Raw genomic sequence first — 22,122 nt, forward strand, 5'->3', positions numbered from 1 at the left:
AAGAATAGGCTTGAAATGTGCACTGGCAAGATGATGCAATAGTTATTGGGATACGTTGTTATGGTGAAAAAAATATTATTCTGGAAGTAATTACTCGCCATTATGGTCGTCATTTAGGATTTGTGAGAAATGGACAATCTCGTTATATGCAGACGATTTTGCAGGCGGGAAACTTAGTAAGAATTAATTGGAGATCAAGATTAGCTCAAGATTTAGGAGAATTTCGTCTTGAAATTATTGAGTATAATTGTTTGAAACTACTTTCTTGTTCTTTATCTCTTTATGGTATTCAATCCATTATTTATCTTTTTCGATTTTTACCTGAACGAGATCCATGCTCAGATCTTTATGATCTGCTTAATGTATTTCTCAATTGCCATAAGGTTCCCTCTATAATAGGAAGAATTTTTATTCAAATTGAACTTATGCTTTTAAAAAGTATTGGATTTGGACTTGATCTGACAAAATGTGTTGTAACAGGTGTTAACAATGATTTACTATGGGTTTCTCCAAAATCTGGTGGTGCTGTCTGTCGTTCAGTGGGGCTTCCTTATGCACGGAAAATGCTGATATTACCATCATTTCTGTGGAAGGAGGAACAAATAATAGACGCTGATTCTCTTAAACATGCTTTTCAATTAACAGGTTATTTTTTAGATAAATATGCTTTTCAAAATAATATTATTCATGACCATGCTCGTAGAAAAAAATTTTTAAATAAATTATTGGAATTACTTTAGATGTTTTTTTTGGTATTAAAATATTAAAGCAATGTTTTATTTATTTAGCACTCTTACGGTAATTGGATTTTTTAAAGAATAGGAAATTAATCGCAAATCTGACATATTATGTGACGTTTTTTTCCAAAAGAAAGTTTTAAAACACCAGTAGAATCAAAATCCTGTAGTTTAATTTGCAATTTTTCATTTAAAATTGTTTTATCATTTATTTTGATAGCATTACCTTTTATATGGCGATTTGCTTCACTCATTGAAGTAGCAAATCCTGCTTTTACAATAAGATTTACAATATTTATCCCTAAATTTACTTCATTTTTCGAGATAGATATAGTTGGCATATGTTGCGAGTATATTTTCATATCAAAACACTCTGTGGCGGCATTTTCTGCTTTTTCTGCTTCTTCTTTTCCATGTACCATTTTGGTTATTTCTGTTGCTATTATCTTTTTTGCTTCGTTTATTTCTTTTCCCTTTAATTTCGATATTCGATTAATTTCTGACATTGGTAAATCTGTTAGCCTCTTTGCAAAATTTACTACATCAGCATCATCGATATTGCGCCAGTATTGCCAAAAATCATATGGAGAAGTTTTTTCTCTGTTTAGCCAAATAGATCCTTTTAGTGTTTTTCCCATTTTATTACCAGAAGAAGTAGTAAGAAGAGGAGAAGTAAGAGCAAATAATTGTTGAGTTTTTAAGCGTTCTCCAAGATCAATTCCACATATAATATTTCCCCATTGATCTGATCCTCCCATTTGGAGACAACAATCATAATTTTTTGAAAGTTCTACAAAGTCATAAGCCTGTAAAATCATGTAGTTAAATTCTAGAAAAGAAAGAGATTGGTCACGATGTAAGCGTGATTTTACAGATTCAAAAGATAGCATTCTGTTGATAGAGAAATAACTGCCAACTTCTCGTAAAAAATCAATGTATTTAATTGAAAACAACCAATCTTCGTTATTTAGCATCAAAGCATCATTCTTCCCATTTCCATATTTTATAAAAGAAGAAAATATACCTTGAATGTTTTCAATATTCTGTTTAATTTCTTTGTGGCTCATCATTCTTCTACTTTCATCCCTAAAAGAAGGATCTCCAATCATACCAGTACCTCCTCCCATAAGAGAGATTGGTCGATGGCCTGTTTTTTGTAGCCAAAAAAGCAACATTAATTGCGTAAGATGCCCTGCATGTAAAGAAGAAGCTGTAGGATCGTAACCAACATAAGCTGTTATATTTTTGTTAGAACATAATTCATCAAGTGCTTTAGGATTGGAAATTTGATAGATAAATCCTCTTTCGGATAAAATATTAAGAAAATCAGATTTAAATGTAGACATACCAAACCCTTGTCTATATATTTTTATTTTTTTTGTAATATGCAGATGCTATCATTGTGTCTTAATAAAGTCTATAAATTTTTATTTTAATAGCATAAATCATAATAAAATCGGTAATTTAATTAAAAATTATTATAATGTTTTTCCACGATAGTAAGAAATTAAAATTCCTATGTATTCTTTTAATGCAAGTTCTGTCAGATAAAAATTAATGCTCATAGGAACGATGCTATAACTTGCATTTATATAATCAGAACATGATGTTTTGGTATTTATTCCTAAATATTGGAAGTATAATTTACTACGTTTCAGATGATAAGCAGATGAAACGATAATTATATTTTTTCCGTTCATCTCTTTGATTATCTTTGAAGAAAATTGTGCATTTTGGAATGTATTTAATGACTTTGTTTCATTTATTATATCTTTTATATCAACATTCATCTCTAAGAGTTTATTACTATATACAATTGATTCTGAAAGACCATGTTTTTGTGGGTCTCCTCCGCTAATTATAATTTTGCAGTGTTTGCTATGTTTTTTACAAGAATTATAAAGCCGTAATGTTTCAAAAATCCTAGAATATGATGTGGGAGATGGTCTAATATCAACTTTATTATGTATAGGTGTTATTGTTGTACCATTTCCAAGTAAAACAATGATATTACTATCTTCATTCCATTGTGGTGATAGCAAAGTTATTTCATAAGAAAACTGCAAATTTTCCAGCAATATCTTTGGAATAAAACCGAAGCCAATAAAGAAAAATAATAAAAAACAAGACCCCATCACAAATCTATTTATGATGGATTTGCGTAACCAATTCCAATATAAAAACAGAAATAAAATCCATAACAATAATAAGAAAAATATAATAACCAATACTTATTTACTTTTATATAATTTACAATCCATATAATTACTAACAAATACTATACATATATATAAATTAATTTATTTGCATCATATCCTGTAAAGAACGACAATATTATTTAACAAAGGAATATCTTCCGCAATTAATATTTTTTTTTAAAATTCTCATATTCAAAGTGAGATTATATTTTACTTACATAGTAAGTTTGTATTTTTGTAATAGCGGAAGATATATTTCCATTTTATTATTCATATGATTTTTTAAATCTATCTTCTATATTTTTTAACATTACCCTTTGATGGTTTGGTAATTTTTTTATCTTCAGTCTTTTTTACGCAACTAACTAAAAGGGGACTAACTGCTAGCATCAAGAAAACACCTATTTTTATTATATTCATATTTTTTTCCTTTATTTACAATTTATAATAAATAATGACTTAAAAATACAACCAATTAATTAAAAATGTTTCAATTAAAGTATTATTTTTATATAATAAAATATAATTTACCATAAATAATATTAACTATTATAAATATAAACGTATAAATAATAAATATTTATTTCAATCTATAAAGTATTCCTTTTCTTGCTTGGCTAGTATTTTTTTTCTTAGGTTTTTTATTTGTATTAGACTTTGAACATCCACTAATCAGAATAGTGCTAATCGCAACTGTTAATATAATTCCTATTTTTTTTATATTCATATTTCCTCCTTATTATATAATTTAAAGATCATATAAATATAATTTAAATTAATTAAATTTTTTTCAATTATTTTATATTTTTTATTTAATAAAATATTTTTATATTATTAATATTAATTTTTTTTAAATATAAAATTAATTTAATATTTATTTTTATTTAAGATTTAATAATATTACTTTATCTTTTTTATATAAATATTTTTTTATTTTAAATAAATAAAAAGTACATGAAATGATTTTGGAGAAAATTATTACAGTATTTAAAACTATAATATTTTAATATGTCTGATTTCAGTTTTCCAAATCAGAAAAAGAACCATAAATACCATCGTGGATTATTTCTTGAACATCAGAAGGATCATAAAGTTCTACTAAAAACTGTGATGGTTGCGATTGTTGGTATCTTTCTTTGTTGGTAAAGTCATGAGTTCGTCGATTGATAGTATAAAAAAGATTACAATTGTTTTTTGCACGGGTGATACCCATGTATGCAAGTCTGCGCTCTCCTTCCAAATCTCCTTCTTTAATTGAAAGTTTATGAGGGATTAATCCTTGTTCCCATCCCGAAATAAAAACTGTATCAAATTCTAGTCCTTTTGCAGCATGCATAGTCATTATTTTGATAAAATTAGAATCGATTATGGAAGAAGTAAAATTAATTGAAGTATTTTCTTGTAGGTTAAAATTTATAATATAACTTTCTAGTGTTTCATATTGTGCTATTATAGATATAAGTTCTTTTATATTATCTAAACGTTCCTGTGATTTTTCTGATTCATTATCTTTCAAACTAGAAATATAATCGCTTTCTTCAAGAATTTTATGTGCAATAGAACCAGGATCACTTTGCTTAGAAAGATTACTCCAACGACGAATATTGTCTATAAAATTTTTTAATGATTGGCGTGCTTTAGGACGAAATTCATTGTTTTCAATTAGTTCTTCACTTGCTTCTAACAAAGAAATTTGACGTTGAGTAGCATGTGTTTTAATTTTTTTAATGCTCTCTTTCCCTATACCTCTTTTAGGATAATTGATGATACGTTCAAAGTTAAGTTTATTATTACCTTGGTGGCATACTAAGCGAAAATAGGCGAGGGAATCGCGAATTTCTTGACGGTCATAAAAACTTATTGCTCCTATCACTTTATAGGGTATTTTCTTTTCAAGAAATGCCTCTTCAAATTTGCGAGTTTGCCAAGATGTACGCACAAGAATAGCTATATTATTTAAAGATAGTCCTTGGTTTTGTACATTTATAATTTCTGTAATTATGGTTGATAGTTCCGAACTATCATTTTGACTGACATGTATTTTTAATTTTACATCATCATTATAATCTCTTGTCGTAAAGAGCCTTTTATTATATCTTTTTTTATTATGGGAAATTAGCCTATTAGCTGTATTTAGGATATAAGAAGTTGAACGATAATTTTGTTCAAGCTTGATAATAGTTGCTTTTTTAAATTCTTTTTCAAAGTTAGTGATATGAGAAAAATGTGCTCCACGCCATTCATAAATGCATTGATCTTCGTCACCAACACAATATATATGGTTACCTTGTTTTTGGTATAGTAATCGTAATAATAAATATTGGGCATTATTAATATCTTGATATTCATCAACCATGATATAAGAAAGATTTTCATGATAACTTTTTAAAATATGTGGATGCTTATTAAGTATTTCAATGGCTTTTATAATTAATCCACCAAAATCACAACTTTTTTCTTTGTCAAGATAATCTATATAACGTGTATAGATTTTTCTCGGAATTATCTCATTTTCCGTTAAAGATGATTCTGGAATTTCCATTGGATTCCAACCATTATCTTGCCAATATTTTATTTTTTCGATAGCTAAATTAATATCGCAATATTCATTTTCTGAACTTTCTTTAAGGATTTGTTTGATAATTGTACGATTATCATTTGAATCAATAATTGCAAAATTATCAGGCAGACCAACTAATTCTCCATGTTTTCTTAAAACACCTGCGCAGAAAGAATGAAAAGTTTTAATTTGGGGAATCTCTTCTAATAAAGAATATACTCTATTTTTTATTTCTTTAATTGCCTGATTAGTAAAAGTAATAGCTATAATTTTTGAAGGCATGATTTTTTTTTTAAATATTAAATGCAATATACGAGCTATTAATACTGTCGTTTTACCAGTGCCAGCTCCTGCCAATACGAAAATAGGATTTTCATTGGTGATTGTAGCAGCATGCAATTGTTGAGGATTCAGTCTTGCAAGATAATTTGATACACGCTGATGATCAACAAAATAATTTTCTAAGAATCCTTTTTTATTATCTTGATGCAAATTATCACCTATAATAAATAATATTTTACGTGGAAATCATAGTACAAATATTTGATAAAAATGTAAGAAAGAAATATACCATTGATATGGATTAACAGATAATAAATTAAATGAGAAGATCAATTCTTTTTGTATCATCAAGGAGGAGGGGATACGTGATAAAAGAGTTATGTTTTTTAATTTTCACAATGGCGATTATTCCTGGATGTTTCTTGACAAATAAAATAAATCAAAAAACAATTTTAAAAAATTAAATAATGAAGATATATCTGCTATAGTTGATAAAAGATTTGGAAATTATCTAGATAAGGCGGAAGATGAATTACAGACGCAGTTACAGGATAAAGAAGGGATATCTGTTAGTCGTATAAATGATGTAATTATATGTAATGTGCCAGTAAACGTTGCTTTTATAGCTGGAAGAGTGATGTTGAATGAAGATTTTTTGCCTACTTTAGCATTGATTGTTAATACTTTGAAAAAGTTTCCTAGTACTTCTATCGCTATTGATGGTCACACAGATTCCGTCGGAACATTAGAATCAAATCTTTTGATTTCACAAGAAAGAGCTAATGTTATTATGAATAATTTGGTAAAAAAAGGAATATCTGCTAATAGATTCGTATCTGTTCAAGGATTAGCTTACAAGTATCCAATTGACACGAATGATAATAAAATAGGACGTCAGAATAATCAACGCGTAGAAATCAAAATTTTTCCTTCTAAAAAAAAGTTGAAATATAAATTTCTTGTTTTTATGGAAAGAAACATTGATTTTTTTTATAAATTCTAAATATTTATCTCCTTTATAATATAATTTTTCGTTGTTGTTTTTATTGTAAAATAATATGTTTTCTTTAAATAACATATTTGAATTGGTTTTATTTTGAAAAATTAGAGGTTTTTGTAAAATAAATCTATTAATTTCTGTTTATATAATATAGCGATATTGTTTTTAAATTTTATTTAGCTGTTTTTTTAATGGATTATTTTTTTGTAAACTATAATTAGGATGATTGCTTTGCGTGGGCGTATATTAATTTGTCTAGGTTTATTATTTTCTATTTTATTGGTTTTTGCTATTCCTTTATTTATTGATTGGACCGATTTTAGAAAAAAGTTTGAGCTTCAGGCTAGTTCTATCTTGGGAAAAACAACAGTAGTAAAAGGTGGAATGAAAATTCGCATTTTACCTTTTCCTTCAATTACTTTAAAAGATATTAGAATTGATTCAAAACAGGATGGTTCTTTTGGATCTAAGATAGAAGATATTTCAATAAACATGGATTTTCTTTCTCTTTTAAGAGGTAAAATTCGTGTTTTTGTGAATATTGACCAACCTTATTTAAATTTTGATTTATCATCTATAAAACAAAAAGATTTTTCATCAGATTTGTCTAATCAAATCAAAAGCAATATAGACATAATTAGTAATATATCGTTTGGAAAAGTGAGTATTAATGGAGGGAAAATTAGATTTATTGATCAAATATCAGATCAATCATACTTTCTATCAGATCTGAATTTTCAAATATATTCTAATCATTTAAATATTGTTTCTCCATTATCTATTAATTCTCTTAAAGGTTCTATCACAGCAGATGGAATAGGAAGTTTTAATAATAAAAAAAGTGCATTTAAAATTACAGCTAATTTTCCAGCTGTAAATAACGCTATTCCTTTAAAAACACAGTTGTTTCCTACTTTTTATCCTTTTATTATTAACTTGTCGGGAAATTTTTTTTGGAATGATAATAATCCTATTTATGAAGGTGTATTTTCTTCTATTGGTGATTTCTCTAAATTATTAAATTTAAAACTATCTATGACAAATTCACTTCTTGTAGGAAACTTTAAATTTTCTACTGGGAATATACGTATATCACACTATAAATTTTACTCGAATCATTCTGATTTTTCTGTAAAAGAAAGAGATGAATTTAATGCACTAAATATTCATTAAAATAACACATACAAAGGAATATATACCAATGGTAAATTGGTTATTATAATTCAAAAATATAAAATAAATAATGGTAATTTTTTTAAGAAATGGACTAGATTGTACAAATAAACCCTAAATTACAGTTTAAAATAAAATAATTCCTACAAATACATTTTACTTAAAATAAAAACGAAAAATTTATTATTTTTTTCTAAAGTTATCTAATGAAATAACTGAAGCAATATTGCTTTTATCTTGTTTTTTGTTTTTATCCTTATAACTATTTTTATTCGAAGAACAAGACTTATTATTAAAACTATCCGATGTTTTGATAATCTTGCATGTCTTTTTTTCTATATCTTCTTCGGTTTTATCAATATTAATATCAAATTCCAATTCAAAATTGACAGAAGGGTCATAAAATCCCTTGATAGAATTAAAAGGGATAGATAGTCGTTCTGGTATATTAGAAAATGAAAGACCAATTTCAAAGTGATGATCAAAAACCTTTAGATCCCAAAATTGATTTTGAATAACTATAGTCATCTTTTCAGGATAGCTTTTCCTAAGGTTTTGTGAGATACGGACTCCCCGAGCATTTGTCGCAAAAGTTATATAGAAATGATGTTCTCCTGGAAGAGATCCAATAGATGCAGTTTCTGATAGTACATTTTTAACAAGACCACGCAGTGCTTCTTTAGCTAAAATATCATAACGAATATGATCATGGTTCATAAAATTATCTACCCATCTAATAAAATGCATTTCCAACTAGTTGAAGAAAAACAATGCAATTATATGTTTTTTTTCAACAAATACTTTTTTTTGTTTGATTGAAACTATAGCATATTATAATCGAAAAAATAATAAAAACTACTTTCCTCAAGGAGGCTTCTGTTGCCAGGTGCCTCCAAAACCCCGCCTGACAGTAATCCCATCAGGAGTTAAAACGAAAAAATCACACTGACTAAGCGGCAGCGGAATTTATTCTTACTTTGTTGTCATTTGCAACTACATTTTTAGTCCGATGACGGTGGTACAATGCCGAACGAACATTCAACCTTTACGCTCTTGTCTATCCTATTTCGCCCCCTTAAACGTAATTATGACGTAACAATATCAAGAACACTATTGAGAAAAATGGTGGAGGCGCCGGGTACCGCCCCCGGGTCCAACAAGTTTATTGCGTTGACTATTTATCGTCATATCTATATCAAAAATACAGCGTTGTTATTATACATGTTTTTTGTTGATATTGGAAGAGCTTAATAAAGAGAAATAAATAATATTTTTATATAGAAAAATGGATTGGAAAAATGCGCCAATATTTAAATCTTCTTCATCATGTTATTACATCTGGTTCGGATCGTAGAGATCGTACAGGTGTTGGAACACGTAGTACTTTTGGTTATCAAATGCGTTTTGATTTATCTAAAGGATTCCCTTTATTAACAACAAAGAAAGTTCATTGGAAATCTATTGTTCATGAGCTTCTTTGGTTTTTAAAAGGAAGTAGTAATATATCTTATCTTCGCAAACATGGTGTAAGTATATGGGATGAATGGGCTGATGATAATGGTGATCTTGGTCCTGTATATGGAGTGCAATGGCGTTCCTGGCCCGATTACGATGGTAATAATACAATTGATCAAATTTCTTCAGTTATTAGTAGCTTGCGTAATGATCCATATTCTCGACGTCATATAGTATCATCTTGGAACGTTGCTTTGATAGATAAAATGGCATTGCCACCTTGCCACTGTCTCTTTCAATTTTATGTTGATAATGGAAAATTATCATGTCAATTATATCAGCGTTCAGGAGATGTATTCCTTGGTATACCGTTTAATATTGCATCTTATTCTCTATTGACGATGATGTTAGCAAGTGTAATAGGATTTCAATATGGAGAATTTATTCACACTTTAGGTGATGTACATCTATACAACAATCATTTTGAACAAGCTTACTTACAGCTTTCTAGATCTCCTAATAGTTTGCCTAAAGTTATTATTAATCCCAATGTTGTTGATTTATTATCTTTTAGTTATGAAGATTTCACTCTTAAATATTATAAACCACATCCTGCTATTCCCGCCAAGGTATCTGTATGAATAATATGCAAGAAATAATTTTAATTTCTGCAATTACGCGTAATAATGTTATTGGCAGTAATGGTAGAATGCCATGGCATCTTTCTTCTGATTTAAAACGTTTTAAAAATTTGACTATGGGAAGCAATATTATAATGGGTTATAATACTTTCCAATCAATTGGTAAAGCTTTACCAGGCAGGACTAATATTGTCGTTACTCGTAATAATAAACATAATGTTAGTTTGATTCCAGGGATAATAACAGCATCTTCTATACCTCATGCGTTTGATATTGCTGCTACTAATAAAGTAGACAGTAAAAAATTATTTGTCATAGGAGGAGGGGGAATTTATGCACAGACGATTAGTTTGGCACACTCTTTATACATTACACATATAGATAAAGATATAGAAGGTGATGTTTTTTTCCCTTATATTGATCCTAGTATTTGGCAAAGAAAAGGAAAAGAAATCATTGTGTATCCAGGAAAAGGAGATGATTATCTAACTAGATTTATAATATACAATCGTGTCTTTTCAGAAAAATTTTTATGATATTTTCATAAATAAATTGCAGTTGACATTATTAAATCATCTGTTTATACAGCAGATTCGTATTATGGATACTATTTTATTAAGAGATTTTGATGTCGTACAATAAAGAAAATAATGATGGACCATGGCGTTCCAAAAATTTAAATAGTTCCAATAATAATGATGGTTTTCCTCCTTTCGATTTGGATTCAATTATTCGTTATTTGAAGAAAAAATTAGATCTTATCCCTTATTTTAAAACCTATGGTCTTGTTTATCTAATATTGTTATTAATTATTTTGCTATGTGCTTTTCAATCAGTATACATTGTTCATCCCGATGAAAGAGCAGTAGAACTGCGATTTGGTAAACCAAAGGATGAGATTCTTTTTCCTGGTTTACACGTAATGTTTTGGCCAATTGATCAAGTCGAAATTGTTAAAGTTATAGAACGTCAAAAAAAGATAGGTAAACCTTCTAGCTCTAATTATAGTAGTGGCTTAATTCTTACTGGAGATCAAAATATTGTAAGTTTACAATTTTCTATTTTATATATGGTAAATGATCCTCGTTTATATCTATTAAGTTTAGAGAATCCCGAAGAAATTTTGAAACAGGTCTCTGAAAGTGCTATACGTGAAGTAGTAGGAAGAAGGTTTGCAGTAGATATTTTTCGATCTCATAGGCATCAGATATCTTTAGAAGTAAGAGAACTTATTCAAAATACTATGGATTATTATAAATCTGGAATATTAATCAATACAATTTCAATTGAAGATGTTTCTCCTCCTCGTGAAGTAGCAGATGCTTTTGATGAGGTACAACGTGCGGAACAAGATGAGGATCGTTTTGTTGAAGAATCTAATAAATACTCTAATCGAGTATTAGGATCAGCTAGAGGTGAAGCTTCTCGTATTCGTGAGTCTTCTATTGCCTATAGAGATCGCATTGTTCAAGAAGCTAAGGGAGAAGCAGATCGTTTCTTGTCTATTTATGAACAGTATATAAATGCTCCTGCATTGCTTCGCAAAAGGATATATTTAGAAACTATGGAAGATATTTTAAAGAAAGGGAAAAAAATAATTATTGATAGAAAACAGGCTGTTGTTCCTTATTTACCTATCAATGAAAATTTTTTTAATATTAAAAAAAAAGATAATTTAGGTGGTACAAATAATGAGTAATAGGTATTTTTATGGTTTTTTCATTTTTTTATCTATTATATCGGGAATTTTAGCGTCTTCTTTTTTTATAGTTGATGCTCGGCAACAAGCCGTTGTTACTAGATTTGGAAAGATCCATGCTGTTTATAAGGATCCAGGACTTTATTTTAAGATGCCGTTTTCTTTTATGAATATTGATAGGGTTAGATATATTCAAAAACAAATGATGCGTTTAAATCTTTATAATATTAGAGTACAAGTATCCGATGGAAAATTCTATGAAGTCGATGCCATGATGACTAGTAGAATAGTTAACCCTGCTTTATTTTGTGAATCTGTTTCATGTGATCGTGTTGCTGCGGAATCGAGATTGCATACTCGTCTTGATGCATCTATTCGTCGTGTTTATGGATTACGTCGCTTTGATGATGCTCTATCTAAACAACGTTCAAAGATGATGTTAGAGGTACGTGATGATTTACGTCACGATGCTGAAAAATTAGGTATTAATATAGAAGATGTACGTGTATTACGTACTGATTTAACACAAGAAGTATCTCAACAGACTTATGATAGAATGAAAGCAGAGAGATTAGCAGAAGCTGAATTTATACGTGCTAGAGGACGAGAAGAAGGACAAAAACGTATTTCTGTAGCTGATCGTAAAGCCGTTTATATTTTATCTGAAGCAAGACGTGATTCTGAAATAAATTATGGTAAAGGTGAGGCAGAAAGAGGGCGTATTCTTTCTGAAGTTTTTCAAAAAGATCCTGATTTTTTTGAATTTTATCGTTCTATGAAAGCATACACTGGTTCATTGGCTTCTCCAGATACCTTTTTTATTCTTTCTCCAGATTCTGATTTTTTAAAATATTTTAATAGTTTTCAAGGAAGAAATACAAGTTATCAGAAATAAGATAAAAACTATTTTAATAAGAAATATATATTATAGTAACATTACAGTATCTCACATAGTATAATAAATATAAAAAAATATCCTTATTTTATTTTAAAATTCAATTTTTATTTATTATAATTCACTATTTCTTCTTTTTTATATCCTTGAATATACAATATTGATTCAAGATCACTATGATCAATACGTATATTTACTTTTTTTGCCAGAGATGGTTTAGCATGGAAAGCAACTCCATATCCCGCTTTTTCAATAATATCAAGATCATTAATACCGTCTCCTACTACAATTGTATCTTCAACATTAATTTTAAGTTTTTGTATATTTTCTAATAGGATCTTATATTTTGTCATGGAATCAATGATTGGTTCAGCAATTTCTCCTGTCAATATGTTATCCTTTACTATGAATCGATTGGCATAGTACTTATCAAAGCCAAGATGTTTTGCAATAATACTAGCAAATATTTTAGATCCACCTGTAACAAGTATGGTAAAACTTCCATTTTTTTTCATAGTATTTACTAATTCGTATCCTCCAGTACTATAAGTAATCTTATTTTCAATTATATGATCAATAATTTTTGTAGAAATTCCTTTGAGGAGGGATACACTTTCACGAAGTGAATCTTCAAAAGAAATATTCCCATTCATTGCACTATAAGTAATATGAGATATTTTTTCTTTTATTTCCATGGTATCTGCAAGTTCATCAATGCATTCTTGTTCTATCATAGTAGAATCCATATCAGCGACAAGAAGTCTTTTCCTTCTATTTTCATGATGATGTATAACAATATCAATAGGTTTATTTGCAATAATAGAAAGTATTTTTTTTTTGTAATAATCGGTATATTCTTCTGATTGAAGTATAATATCGCATGCAATAGAATGTGAAAGCCAGTAAAATACAGAAGAATTTACTACTTGCATTATCTGTTTCACAAGGGAATTATTAAGTATAGGATTAGAACGATGAGTGATAAGTGTAGCAATAAGAGCCATGGTAATGTTCCTTTCTACGAATACTAACGTTATTTTTATAGCTGGTCAAACAGCTAGTGGTAAATCGCTCTTTGCTTTAAATTTAGCACGCAAATTAAATGGTGCTATTATTAATGCTGATAGCATGCAAGTTTATGATACACTTCACATTCTTACTTCTAGACCATCTGATCAAGAAATGAAATCGATTCCTCACTATCTTTATGGTCATGTTCCTGCTCAAGAAGTTTATTCTACTGGTAAATGGTTGAGCAGTGCTATCAAAACAATTGAAGAAGTAAAGAAAAATGGTTTTTTACCAATTATAATAGGAGGAACAGGTCTATATTTCCGAGCATTAATGGGTCAGATATCTGTTATTCCAGACATATCTACTAAAATAAGGGAAAATATACGTGAAAAACTAAAAAAACATGGTTCCCATGTTTTATATAATGAATTACGTGATCTTGATTCTATTGCCGCTAAACAAATTCATCCTTCTGATGCTCAAAGGATTGCTCGTGCTCTTGAAGTTAAAGTATCTTCAGGAAGATCTATTACAGAATTTTGGAAAAAACATTCAAATCCTGTTATTAACCTTGAAAAGGCACAAAAGATCATAATTATGCCAGAGATAAATGAGTTAAAAAATAGAATTATTCTACGTTTTAAAAAAATGTTGGATTCAGGTGCTATAGATGAAGTACGTAATCTATTAAAAATGAATTTATCATTTGATTTACCAATAATGAAAGCAATAGGAGTACGTGATATTATTGCTTTATTAAATGGTGAAATTAATTATGACAGAACATTACAAAATGGTGTAATTGCGACCAATCAATATGCTAAAAGACAAAGAACATGGCTATCTAATCAATTTAAAGATGATTGGATCAGAATAACATCTGTAGATGATTTATTGTAGATATTGATTTATTAAAAACATTTAATAATAAAAAAATTATTATCTTAATTTACGAATTATTTTATTAACTTTAAATTATATAAAAAGTAGAAAATTTCATAAAAAAATATAAAAGATCATGTAATTTTTTTTGATGTTAAATTTTATTTGAACAGATTATGTCTTTAAGAGATATAAAAACATTTAAAACATTCTTTGTAAATAAGTATTTAGATAAAAACAATAATATATTTATTAAATTAAAATTTTTATTGATATTATCTTGTACAGCCTTATTTATCCCAAATGATTCTTTATCATATTATAAATAAAGGTTTATATCATAAAGATAATTTACTTATGGATAAAGAAGAAGTAAGAACCTTAAGGCTTTATGTAGTGTATACGGGACATAAAGAAGTTGTTACATTTAAGCATGGTAACCAATATAACGAAGAAGGATTATCAAAATTAAATCTATTGTTGTATGATCGTCATTCTAAAAAATCTACTAATATGGATCCAAGATTATTCGATTTTTTATGGGAAATACAACAGCAATTTAGTGGATCAAAGTATATTTATATATTATCTGGATTTCGTACTGAAGAAACTAATAGAATGTTGAAAAAGCGTAATAATAAAGTAGCAATGAGAAGTCAACATGTTTTGGGAAAAGCAGTTGATTTTTATATTCCAGAAGTTTCTATAAAAAATTTATATAAGGTAGCCGTACGTCTTAAAAAAAAGGGGGGGTAGGTTATTATCCAAAATTTCTTCATATAGATGTTGGAGAAGTTCGTTTTTGGCTATGAGATTATGAAAATCTCCCATAATAACTTTTTTATATCAAAATAATCCCAATTAATCTCTAATAAGATTAATATTATAACTTTTAATATCATTTAAGTTTATGATAAAAACTATATAAACTATAATATGATCACATCATAATCTTTTTTATTTTCATAATTATTATGATTTTATTTAAGTTTACTATTAAAATCGATGTTCTGTATCATTCCATTTAATTTTATAATTGATATGATAAACCAAATTTTAACATAGGATATGTAGATACTTCATATGTAGATACACCTATGATAGTTTGTGTTAATATTGGATAATTTTTTATTTTAAACCATGATCCGAAACCTAAAATCGTATAAGGAACACCTTTCAAAGAATTAATACCTACATCTAAATGCATTAGTATAGGTTCAATAGATAAGTATTTTTCTTCGTATATAGGAATATAAAAACTTGAAGAAATTCCAAATCTTATTAGAGGTGAAATTATAAACAGTAAATCTGCACCATATTCGGCAGATTTTTCAATTTTTTTTACATTAGAAAAGTGACTACTATACATAGACATCGATCTTCTTACACCTAATCCAAAAGATAAAAAATCTAATGATGATGTGTTCAGAGATATTATCATAGGAACTTTGCTTTCTCTATTTTTCTTTACTATAGGAAGAGGAAACATATTTCCTAAAATATTTTTTTTCGACGAATAATCCTCTGCAACAGAATAACCTGTAAATCCCCAAAAAAACAAAATAAGCAAGCAAATAAACGATTCATCATCATACCTTTATGTACTCCGGACGTATTATTTTATGACTAACGAACTATTTCTTAATTTAATTAAATATTTTTAAAAAAAATATACATGTAAGATTATACAAAAAATAACAATATAAGTCCTACTTTTCAAAAGTTAATAATTATTTTAATAATAACAAGCATAAAACGAATTATTTATGACTTTAAATTTATTATCCCCGATAGGACAAAATCAATACTTTATCTTCAGGTTATACAATTATTACGGGAAAATATAAATTCTTATAATAAAGTACTTCTAATTATCATCTTAACTTTTTTATTGAATCAGATATTATCTAAGCGGTTTTATAAGCTGTTTTTTGGTATTTTACTTCTCTTATATAATAAACTTACTATTATAATGAGAAAGAGATTGAAGTAGGGTTATTCCTCTTTATTAATTAGACGATATACTATTATTCCAGTACCTATACATGCAGAAACCAAATAATAATAAAGTCCATTTTAGCCCATATAGTTTTATGGTAGTTTTTATATGATACATATAAGCATACGCCTCGTATATATGGAATATATAACAACCACGTGCCTGATAGTACTAATAGTACTAAGATTATCCATATGGGATCTAGATAGGGAGGAAAAAATAATTTACAAAGCTCCATATCAACTAAGATGATAACAGCGCTCCATATAAGAGGAAAACCAAAACATAACCAAAAAATATAAGCTAGATTTTCTTCTCCTTTCAATCCTTTTTTGAATCTATCCATGCTAAACAATGTATTTTCTTCATGCATAAGCTACAATAAATAGTTGCATTCGTATGCAGTCTTTACCTGTTTGAGTCAAGAAATGAAGAGAATTTAATTAGTTTTAAAAATAGGGGTTAGTCCCACACTTTAATAGGTAAGACCTAATTTTTTAAAAATAACGTTAAATCAATAATTTATAACTTTGATGGTGCCCCCGACAGGACTCGAACCCGCTACCTCCTGATTACAAATCAGGCGCTCTACCAGATGAGCTACAAGGGCTTTTTATTACACCATGCGATATATATAACTAACGAATCAGAATCAAGAAAAGATCAATTATCTCAGAAAAAAATATTTATGATTTCATGACGTTTGATATTATAAACAAACATCTATGCATCTACCATAATTAAAAAACATCATCAATCAATAATATTGTAAAATATCTTGACATAAGAACTTTTTCAACAAAAGTTATAAGTTAATTGAGAATATTTTTTAAAGTTATAGTCCCAAAAATGTAAAGTGAATTAATGGATGAATATTTGTGAAATAGAATTAGGTTTTCCAGAAGATATTGAAGAACGAAAAAAAAAATTCAAAAGAAAATTAGAAAATCTTCAAGGAATTATTTGTGATGAATTTAAAACATTAGAAAATGAAGTAAGAGAAAACCAGGAGCAAATTTCTTCTTCAGAGCTTTTTAAAGTAAAAAATTGGTTACGAGATAATAATAAAAAAGAAGATCTTGGAGGAGGGTGTATAGCTACTTTATGTGGTGGAAAAGTATTTGAAAAAGCATCTGTTCTTACATCAACAGTTTACGGAAATTTATCTAAAAATTTTAGAAATACAATACCTGGGACATTACATAGCCCATATTTTTGGGCAACAGGTATTTCTGTTATTGTTCATCCATATAATCCTCACGTTCCCACAGTTCATTTTAATATACGTATGATTATGACTGGTTCTTATTGGTTTGGTGGAGGAATTGATATTACACCATTTTTAGAATCTCGTCGCAACTTAAATGATCCAGATGTATTACTATTCCACGATATGTTAAAAAAAATGTGTTCTCAACATAAAATTGCTGATTATAATAAATATAAAGAGTGGTGTGATCGATATTTTTATTTACCACATCGACGAGAGCCTCGCGGTGTTGGAGGAATATTTTTTGACCATCTTCATTCTTCCTCCCAAATAGGAGGAATTGATGCAGATTTTTCTTTTATCTCTGCTGTCGGTGATTGTTTTATCAAACTTTATCCATTATTAGTTCGCAGAAATTATCGTCATTCATTTACCGAACAAGATCGTCAAGAACTACTGATCCGTCGTGGAAGATATGTAGAGTTTAATCTTCTTTATGACAAAGGAACTAATTTTGGATTTCAAACAGGAGGTAATCCGGAAAGTATTTTGGCATCTATGCCACCTTTAGTTTCTTGGCCATAGCCAATTGATTAAAAGCATATAAGGAAAAAAAGTGAAAGAAATAAAAATCCATTCAAGTTGGAAAATTTTGCTAGAAAATCATTTTAAAAGTGATTATATGTGCAATCTGAAAAAATTTCTTGTTTCTGAAAAAATAAAAGGAAAAAGAATTTTCCCACTAGGATCTCATTATTTTCGTGCTTTTGATATTACTCCCTTTAACAAGGTAAAAGTTGTAATTATAGGACAAGATCCTTATCATGGTTATGGTCAAGCTCATGGTTTGTGTTTTAGTGTTCCTATTGGTATTCAAATTCCCCCATCTTTGAGAAATATTTATAAAGAATTACAAGAAGATATTGACTTCATTCCTCCTGTACACGGTTTTCTAGAACATTGGGGATATGAGGGGGTTTTATTATTAAATACTGTATTGACTGTTGAAGAAGGTCGTGCTGCTTCTCACAGAGGAAAAGGTTGGGAACAATTCACAGATCACGTCATTGAATTGATTAATGATAATCATAAGAATATCGTATTTATGTTATGGGGTTCTTCTTCTAAGAAAAAACAAGATCTTTTAGATCATAATAAACACCTTGTTCTTACAGCTGCACATCCTTCTCCATTATCAGCTAATAATGGTTTTTTTGGTTGTAGACATTTTTCTAAAGCTAATAAATATTTGAAAAATAATGGACGAACGACTATTAATTGGCAAATACCTTTTCCGTAATATTATATGTATTCGTATGAACTAAAATAATATTAAAATTATTTTTTATGATAGATTAATTTATAAAAATACATTAATTTGTGTTATCTTCAAATAAAAGTTAAAAGATGTTCTCCGATATTATAATACCTGAAAATCCACATTTTGAACTTGAGCTAATAATGCAAAAGCAAAATATGTTTCCGGTAGCAGGAGTAGATGAGGTAGGACGTGGTGCTATTGCAGGACCTGTTGTAGTAGCAGCTGTTATTCTTAATCCGAACAATATTCCTGTAGGTATTAATGATTCAAAAAAAATATCACATAAAAGAAGAGAGGAATTGTACGGGAAAATTATGAATAGTTCTATTATTTCTATAGCTTTTGCTAGCAGTAGGTATATTGACAAGCATAACATTCATAAAGCGACTCTTGATACAATGTGCCTTGTTGTAAAAAATTTACAGGTGATTCCAAGATCTGTCCTTATAGATGGACGCAGTACTCCTGAAGATTTACCATGTAAATCTTTCTCAATTATCAAGGGAGATTCTGTTTCTTTATCTATTGCAGCAGCTTCTATTATAGCTAAGGTCATACGCGATCGTTTTATGAAGACGGCTAATGCAAGATATCCTGGTTATGGATTTAATACCCATGTAGGATATCCAACAGAAAAACATCGACGTGCCATAATAGAAAAAGGACCTAGTTGCATTCATAGAATGACGTTTCGTCCACTAAAATAATTTATCTATTTAATTCTTTTTGTTATAATAACGTAAAAATTATTAATAAAAAAATCGCTTTTACAAAGTATTGTTCTTTATTTAATACTTATGAAGAAGCGACTTTTTCAATTTATTAATATAACTACTAAAATTGCATATTCATACCAAGAGATATAATATTTTGATTGTTATTATTATGACGATAATTAGCAGATATAGATAAATTACTATCAGATAGCATATAGTCTACACCAATACCTGCAACATAAAGTAAATTATCTACATTCGGTTTTTTTCTTAAATATAGATCAAATCCTCCCATTAAATAGAACAGGAAAGAATCTATGGAATATCCCGCCTTTAATAAAGAATCTAGATATAATTCTCTTAATCCAAAATTACCTTGAGAAATATCATGAAGTTTCTTTTCAATATATGTACTAATCCCCAAACCTAAAACGAAATTTTCTATTTGATTATTATATCCTAATTCAACACCTAATCTAATTTTTTCATTTTTTTGTTGATCACCAACATAACTAGCTAATTTAAATCCTGTATAATAACCAGACCAGATCCCATATTCATCGTCTCTATACTCTACACTATTATTATAATGTCCTGTTATGCTACTTTCGTTTACAAGATTTTTTTTCTTAGATACATATACATCTCCTGCTAATGAATAGCTTGGTAGAATTAAAGACATCGCGAATAATATACTATATTTATAAAAATTCATATAACACCTTTATAAAATGATTAATAAAAATAAAATAACTAAAATACTATTTCCTTCTAATTTATTTCATTGGAAATTACAACAAGGATATATGGATTTATATAATTAAGTTGTTGTAATAATTCAGTATTGATTTTTATATATCATTACATAAGTTGTAGAAAATTATGAAATTAAGATTTCATCTGATTTATATGTAGTTTACCAATCTAATCAATCTTTATACTTCGCTAAAAAATCAGGTCGTAACCACGTTGTTTGCTTTAGCGAAATTAATAAATAACAAAGAAATACTTTAATATTATTGAAATAATTTATTTATTAAAAAAACTCGATAAAGAGTAGGGAAGAGATCAAATATTTTATATTTCATATAATATTAAATTAGATACTACTACATTAACAACGATATTTTTCAATATTAATCATCTTTCAGCATACCGAGAGCACGTAAATAAACGTCAAGAACCTGTTCTTCTTCCATCCATTCTTTTTCATCTTTTTTGCGTAAAGATAAAATTTTTCTAATTGCCTTTACGTCAAAACCAGTTGATTTTGCTTCATTGTATATATCTTTAATATTCTCAGAAATATTTTTCTTCTCTTCTTCAAGGTGCTCAAGACGTTCAACTAAATTGCGTAATTGATCTTGAGTGACGTTGTTTTGGATGCTACCGATCATTAATTTATCCTCAGAAGAATACGGCGTCTTTTAATAAGCTCACTTATATGAACAAAAATATTCCATATTTGTCAATTTAATTTGATTATTTATCAACAATATAATTAAAACACATAAATAAAAACAAATATTGAATATAAAAATACTAATTTACGACGAAGATTCTATAGGGAAAACATTCTATAATCGTAGGTACTAAAATAACAATTACGTCATTTTGATATACTAGATTTTATAATAATTGTTCTTTGTTTTTTATTATAAGAAAAATATTTTAGTCGTATTTTGATAATCAAGTCATTTAAATAGCATGATTTGTTATTAAATTTCCTGCTGGGACTAATATTATTAACGTAAATCCTAAGAAAAAATATATTAAATCTAACTTTTAGGAGTTTTTTATGAGACTTTCTAATTGTTTACAACCTCATTTCCGTCCTAGGATATAAAGTTCCATAACACTTATTATGCGACAATTTACTATTATTATTTAGGAGGTTTTTATTTCTTTGTAGTTTTTACTATTACTATAGATTTTGCTACACTATTGCTTAGATTGTTTATGTAGTTGACCATTTAAGCTCATACTAATGTGTTTTTCATAAATTGAGATTTTGAGATTTTATGATTTTCCTTTAGAATAATATAATTCTTTGGATTATAGATTATATCCTCTTATATATCATCCAAAGATGATATTATCGAAACAAAATATGATCAAGAAAAATCTCATTAAATATAGGAGTTTTACTATGTATGTAAAGCTTCTCTTTATTATAAGTTAAATTATAGACCTTATAGTCCTAATTATAAAAGTAATTATAAATATTATAGAATAAAAGATACGGTATAGGCTGTCGTGATCGTAGTGACGCTAAGCTAAGAGCTACAGACTCGTTTTCTAAACCTCGCAATCTTTTATATTGTATTTTATAAGGATAGT

General features: G+C 28.0%; 21 protein-coding genes, 1 tRNA gene and 1 other RNA gene. 12 read left to right on the forward strand and 11 right to left on the reverse strand.

Annotation, left to right across the window (positions count from 1 at the left end; genetic code table 11):
• Positions 1-17 precede the first annotated feature (17 nt).
• Positions 18-740, forward strand: coding sequence for a DNA repair protein RecO (gene recO, locus GY664_RS01155; RefSeq protein ID WP_333947630.1), 723 nt, complete (start codon positions 18-20; stop codon positions 738-740).
• Positions 741-826: 86 nt separating this feature from the next.
• On the opposite strand, the gene tyrS is transcribed toward recO, so the two are convergent.
• From tyrS to GY664_RS01175, 4 genes are all read right to left on the reverse strand, one after another.
• Positions 827-2,083: a tyrosine--tRNA ligase gene (tyrS, locus tag GY664_RS01160; RefSeq protein WP_333947631.1), complete on the reverse strand. Its 1,257-nt coding sequence runs from the start codon at positions 2,081-2,083 to the stop codon at positions 827-829.
• Positions 2,084-2,215: 132 nt separating this feature from the next.
• On the reverse strand, positions 2,216-2,872 hold the full coding sequence (locus tag GY664_RS01165; protein WP_333947632.1) for a YdcF family protein: 657 nt from the start codon (positions 2,870-2,872) through the stop codon (positions 2,216-2,218).
• A 643-nt stretch (positions 2,873-3,515) separates the two neighbouring features.
• On the reverse strand, positions 3,516-3,662 hold the full coding sequence (locus GY664_RS01170) for a hypothetical protein (protein WP_333947633.1): 147 nt from the start codon (positions 3,660-3,662) through the stop codon (positions 3,516-3,518).
• Between the two features lie 291 nt (positions 3,663-3,953).
• Complete coding sequence (locus GY664_RS01175; RefSeq protein WP_333947634.1) at positions 3,954-5,987, reverse strand: ATP-dependent helicase; 2,034 nt, start codon at positions 5,985-5,987, stop codon at positions 3,954-3,956.
• Between the two features lie 391 nt (positions 5,988-6,378).
• Here GY664_RS01175 and GY664_RS01180 point away from each other — a divergent pair, with 391 nt between their 5' ends.
• Both GY664_RS01180 and GY664_RS01185 read left to right on the forward strand, forming a co-directional pair.
• On the forward strand, positions 6,379-6,780 hold the full coding sequence (locus GY664_RS01180) for an OmpA family protein (RefSeq protein ID WP_333947635.1): 402 nt from the start codon (positions 6,379-6,381) through the stop codon (positions 6,778-6,780).
• 228 nt (positions 6,781-7,008) lie between these two features.
• A complete protein-coding gene (locus tag GY664_RS01185; protein ID WP_333947636.1) occupies positions 7,009-7,950 on the forward strand; it encodes an AsmA family protein in 942 nt (313 codons plus the stop codon).
• Positions 7,951-8,133: 183 nt separating this feature from the next.
• Here GY664_RS01185 and GY664_RS01190 read toward each other — a convergent pair whose 3' ends face one another.
• A complete protein-coding gene (locus tag GY664_RS01190) occupies positions 8,134-8,667 on the reverse strand; it encodes an SspB family protein (RefSeq protein WP_333947637.1) in 534 nt (177 codons plus the stop codon).
• A 148-nt stretch (positions 8,668-8,815) separates the two neighbouring features.
• Positions 8,816-9,197: a transfer-messenger RNA gene (ssrA, locus tag GY664_RS01195) on the reverse strand.
• A gap of 51 nt (positions 9,198-9,248) precedes the next feature.
• Between ssrA and GY664_RS01200 the strand changes: the two genes are divergently transcribed.
• The 4 genes from GY664_RS01200 (at position 9,249) to hflC (ending at position 12,640) form a co-directional block, all read left to right on the forward strand.
• Complete coding sequence (locus GY664_RS01200; protein WP_333947638.1) at positions 9,249-10,046, forward strand: thymidylate synthase; 798 nt, start codon at positions 9,249-9,251, stop codon at positions 10,044-10,046.
• Positions 10,043-10,582 carry a dihydrofolate reductase gene (locus GY664_RS01205; RefSeq protein ID WP_333947639.1) on the forward strand — a complete coding sequence of 180 codons (540 nt, stop codon included), beginning with the start codon at positions 10,043-10,045 and terminating at the stop codon, positions 10,580-10,582. The genes GY664_RS01200 and GY664_RS01205 overlap by 4 nt, the downstream gene beginning before the upstream one ends.
• A 92-nt stretch (positions 10,583-10,674) precedes the next feature.
• Positions 10,675-11,745 (forward strand): FtsH protease activity modulator HflK, encoded by a 1,071-nt coding sequence (gene hflK, locus GY664_RS01210; RefSeq protein WP_333947640.1) that lies wholly within the window; start codon positions 10,675-10,677, stop codon positions 11,743-11,745.
• The gene (gene hflC, locus GY664_RS01215) at positions 11,738-12,640 is read left to right on the forward strand and encodes a protease modulator HflC (protein WP_333947641.1); all 903 of its coding nucleotides are present in this window, start codon (positions 11,738-11,740) and stop codon (positions 12,638-12,640) included. Before hflK ends, hflC begins: the two co-directional genes overlap by 8 nt.
• 107 nt (positions 12,641-12,747) lie before the next feature.
• Here hflC and serB read toward each other — a convergent pair whose 3' ends face one another.
• The gene (serB, locus tag GY664_RS01220) at positions 12,748-13,644 is read right to left on the reverse strand and encodes a phosphoserine phosphatase SerB (RefSeq protein WP_333947642.1); all 897 of its coding nucleotides are present in this window, start codon (positions 13,642-13,644) and stop codon (positions 12,748-12,750) included.
• Here serB and miaA point away from each other — a divergent pair.
• Together miaA and GY664_RS01230 are read left to right on the forward strand one after the other, a co-directional pair.
• Complete coding sequence (miaA, locus tag GY664_RS01225; RefSeq protein WP_333947643.1) at positions 13,643-14,554, forward strand: tRNA (adenosine(37)-N6)-dimethylallyltransferase MiaA; 912 nt, start codon at positions 13,643-13,645, stop codon at positions 14,552-14,554. The genes serB and miaA overlap by 2 nt on opposite strands.
• A gap of 339 nt (positions 14,555-14,893) precedes the next feature.
• On the forward strand, positions 14,894-15,292 hold the full coding sequence (locus GY664_RS01230; protein ID WP_333947644.1) for a DUF882 domain-containing protein: 399 nt from the start codon (positions 14,894-14,896) through the stop codon (positions 15,290-15,292).
• A 274-nt stretch (positions 15,293-15,566) separates the two neighbouring features.
• Here the strand turns inward: GY664_RS01230 and GY664_RS01235 are convergent, their stop codons facing one another.
• Together GY664_RS01235 and GY664_RS01240 are read right to left on the reverse strand one after the other, a co-directional pair.
• On the reverse strand, positions 15,567-16,097 hold the full coding sequence (locus GY664_RS01235) for a hypothetical protein (protein ID WP_333947645.1): 531 nt from the start codon (positions 16,095-16,097) through the stop codon (positions 15,567-15,569).
• 972 nt (positions 16,098-17,069) lie between these two features.
• Positions 17,070-17,145 (reverse strand) — tRNA-Thr (locus GY664_RS01240).
• 258 nt (positions 17,146-17,403) lie between these two features.
• Between GY664_RS01240 and hemF the strand changes: the two genes are divergently transcribed.
• From hemF to GY664_RS01255, 3 genes are all read left to right on the forward strand, one after another.
• Positions 17,404-18,330, forward strand: a complete 927-nt coding sequence (gene hemF / locus GY664_RS01245; RefSeq protein ID WP_333947646.1) for an oxygen-dependent coproporphyrinogen oxidase — start codon at positions 17,404-17,406, stop codon at positions 18,328-18,330.
• 31 nt (positions 18,331-18,361) lie between these two features.
• The gene (ung, locus tag GY664_RS01250; RefSeq protein ID WP_333947647.1) at positions 18,362-19,045 is read left to right on the forward strand and encodes a uracil-DNA glycosylase; all 684 of its coding nucleotides are present in this window, start codon (positions 18,362-18,364) and stop codon (positions 19,043-19,045) included.
• A gap of 107 nt (positions 19,046-19,152) precedes the next feature.
• Positions 19,153-19,773: a ribonuclease HII gene (locus tag GY664_RS01255; RefSeq protein WP_333947648.1), complete on the forward strand. Its 621-nt coding sequence runs from the start codon at positions 19,153-19,155 to the stop codon at positions 19,771-19,773.
• Positions 19,774-19,900: 127 nt separating this feature from the next.
• Here GY664_RS01255 and GY664_RS01260 read toward each other — a convergent pair whose 3' ends face one another.
• Together GY664_RS01260 and GY664_RS01265 are read right to left on the reverse strand one after the other, a co-directional pair.
• Positions 19,901-20,497 (reverse strand): outer membrane protein, encoded by a 597-nt coding sequence (locus GY664_RS01260; protein WP_333947649.1) that lies wholly within the window; start codon positions 20,495-20,497, stop codon positions 19,901-19,903.
• Between the two features lie 421 nt (positions 20,498-20,918).
• Complete coding sequence (locus GY664_RS01265; protein WP_333947650.1) at positions 20,919-21,179, reverse strand: DUF2312 domain-containing protein; 261 nt, start codon at positions 21,177-21,179, stop codon at positions 20,919-20,921.
• Positions 21,180-22,122: the final 943 nt, after the last annotated feature.

The sequence above is a fragment of the Candidatus Liberibacter brunswickensis genome (genome assembly GCF_036858155.1).
Classification (GTDB): Bacteria; Pseudomonadota; Alphaproteobacteria; order Rhizobiales; family Rhizobiaceae; genus Liberibacter; species Liberibacter brunswickensis.

Coding starts and splice junctions, on each gene's coding strand:
- tyrS (WP_333947631.1), bottom strand. CDS start 2,083: ATGTCTACATTTAAATCTGATTTTCTTAATATTTTATCCGAAAGAGGA.
- GY664_RS01165 (WP_333947632.1), bottom strand. CDS start 2,872: ATGGGGTCTTGTTTTTTATTATTTTTCTTTATTGGCTTCGGTTTTATT.
- GY664_RS01170 (WP_333947633.1), bottom strand. CDS start 3,662: ATGAATATAAAAAAAATAGGAATTATATTAACAGTTGCGATTAGCACT.
- GY664_RS01190 (WP_333947637.1), bottom strand. CDS start 8,667: ATGAACCATGATCATATTCGTTATGATATTTTAGCTAAAGAAGCACTG.
- GY664_RS01200 (WP_333947638.1), top strand. CDS start 9,249: ATGCGCCAATATTTAAATCTTCTTCATCATGTTATTACATCTGGTTCG.
- GY664_RS01205 (WP_333947639.1), top strand. CDS start 10,043: ATGAATAATATGCAAGAAATAATTTTAATTTCTGCAATTACGCGTAAT.
- hflK (WP_333947640.1), top strand. CDS start 10,675: ATGTCGTACAATAAAGAAAATAATGATGGACCATGGCGTTCCAAAAAT.
- hflC (WP_333947641.1), top strand. CDS start 11,738: ATGAGTAATAGGTATTTTTATGGTTTTTTCATTTTTTTATCTATTATA.
- miaA (WP_333947643.1), top strand. CDS start 13,643: ATGGTAATGTTCCTTTCTACGAATACTAACGTTATTTTTATAGCTGGT.
- serB (WP_333947642.1), bottom strand. CDS start 13,644: ATGGCTCTTATTGCTACACTTATCACTCATCGTTCTAATCCTATACTT.
- GY664_RS01230 (WP_333947644.1), top strand. CDS start 14,894: ATGGATAAAGAAGAAGTAAGAACCTTAAGGCTTTATGTAGTGTATACG.
- hemF (WP_333947646.1), top strand. CDS start 17,404: ATGAATATTTGTGAAATAGAATTAGGTTTTCCAGAAGATATTGAAGAA.
- GY664_RS01255 (WP_333947648.1), top strand. CDS start 19,153: ATGTTCTCCGATATTATAATACCTGAAAATCCACATTTTGAACTTGAG.
- GY664_RS01260 (WP_333947649.1), bottom strand. CDS start 20,497: ATGAATTTTTATAAATATAGTATATTATTCGCGATGTCTTTAATTCTA.
- GY664_RS01265 (WP_333947650.1), bottom strand. CDS start 21,179: ATGATCGGTAGCATCCAAAACAACGTCACTCAAGATCAATTACGCAAT.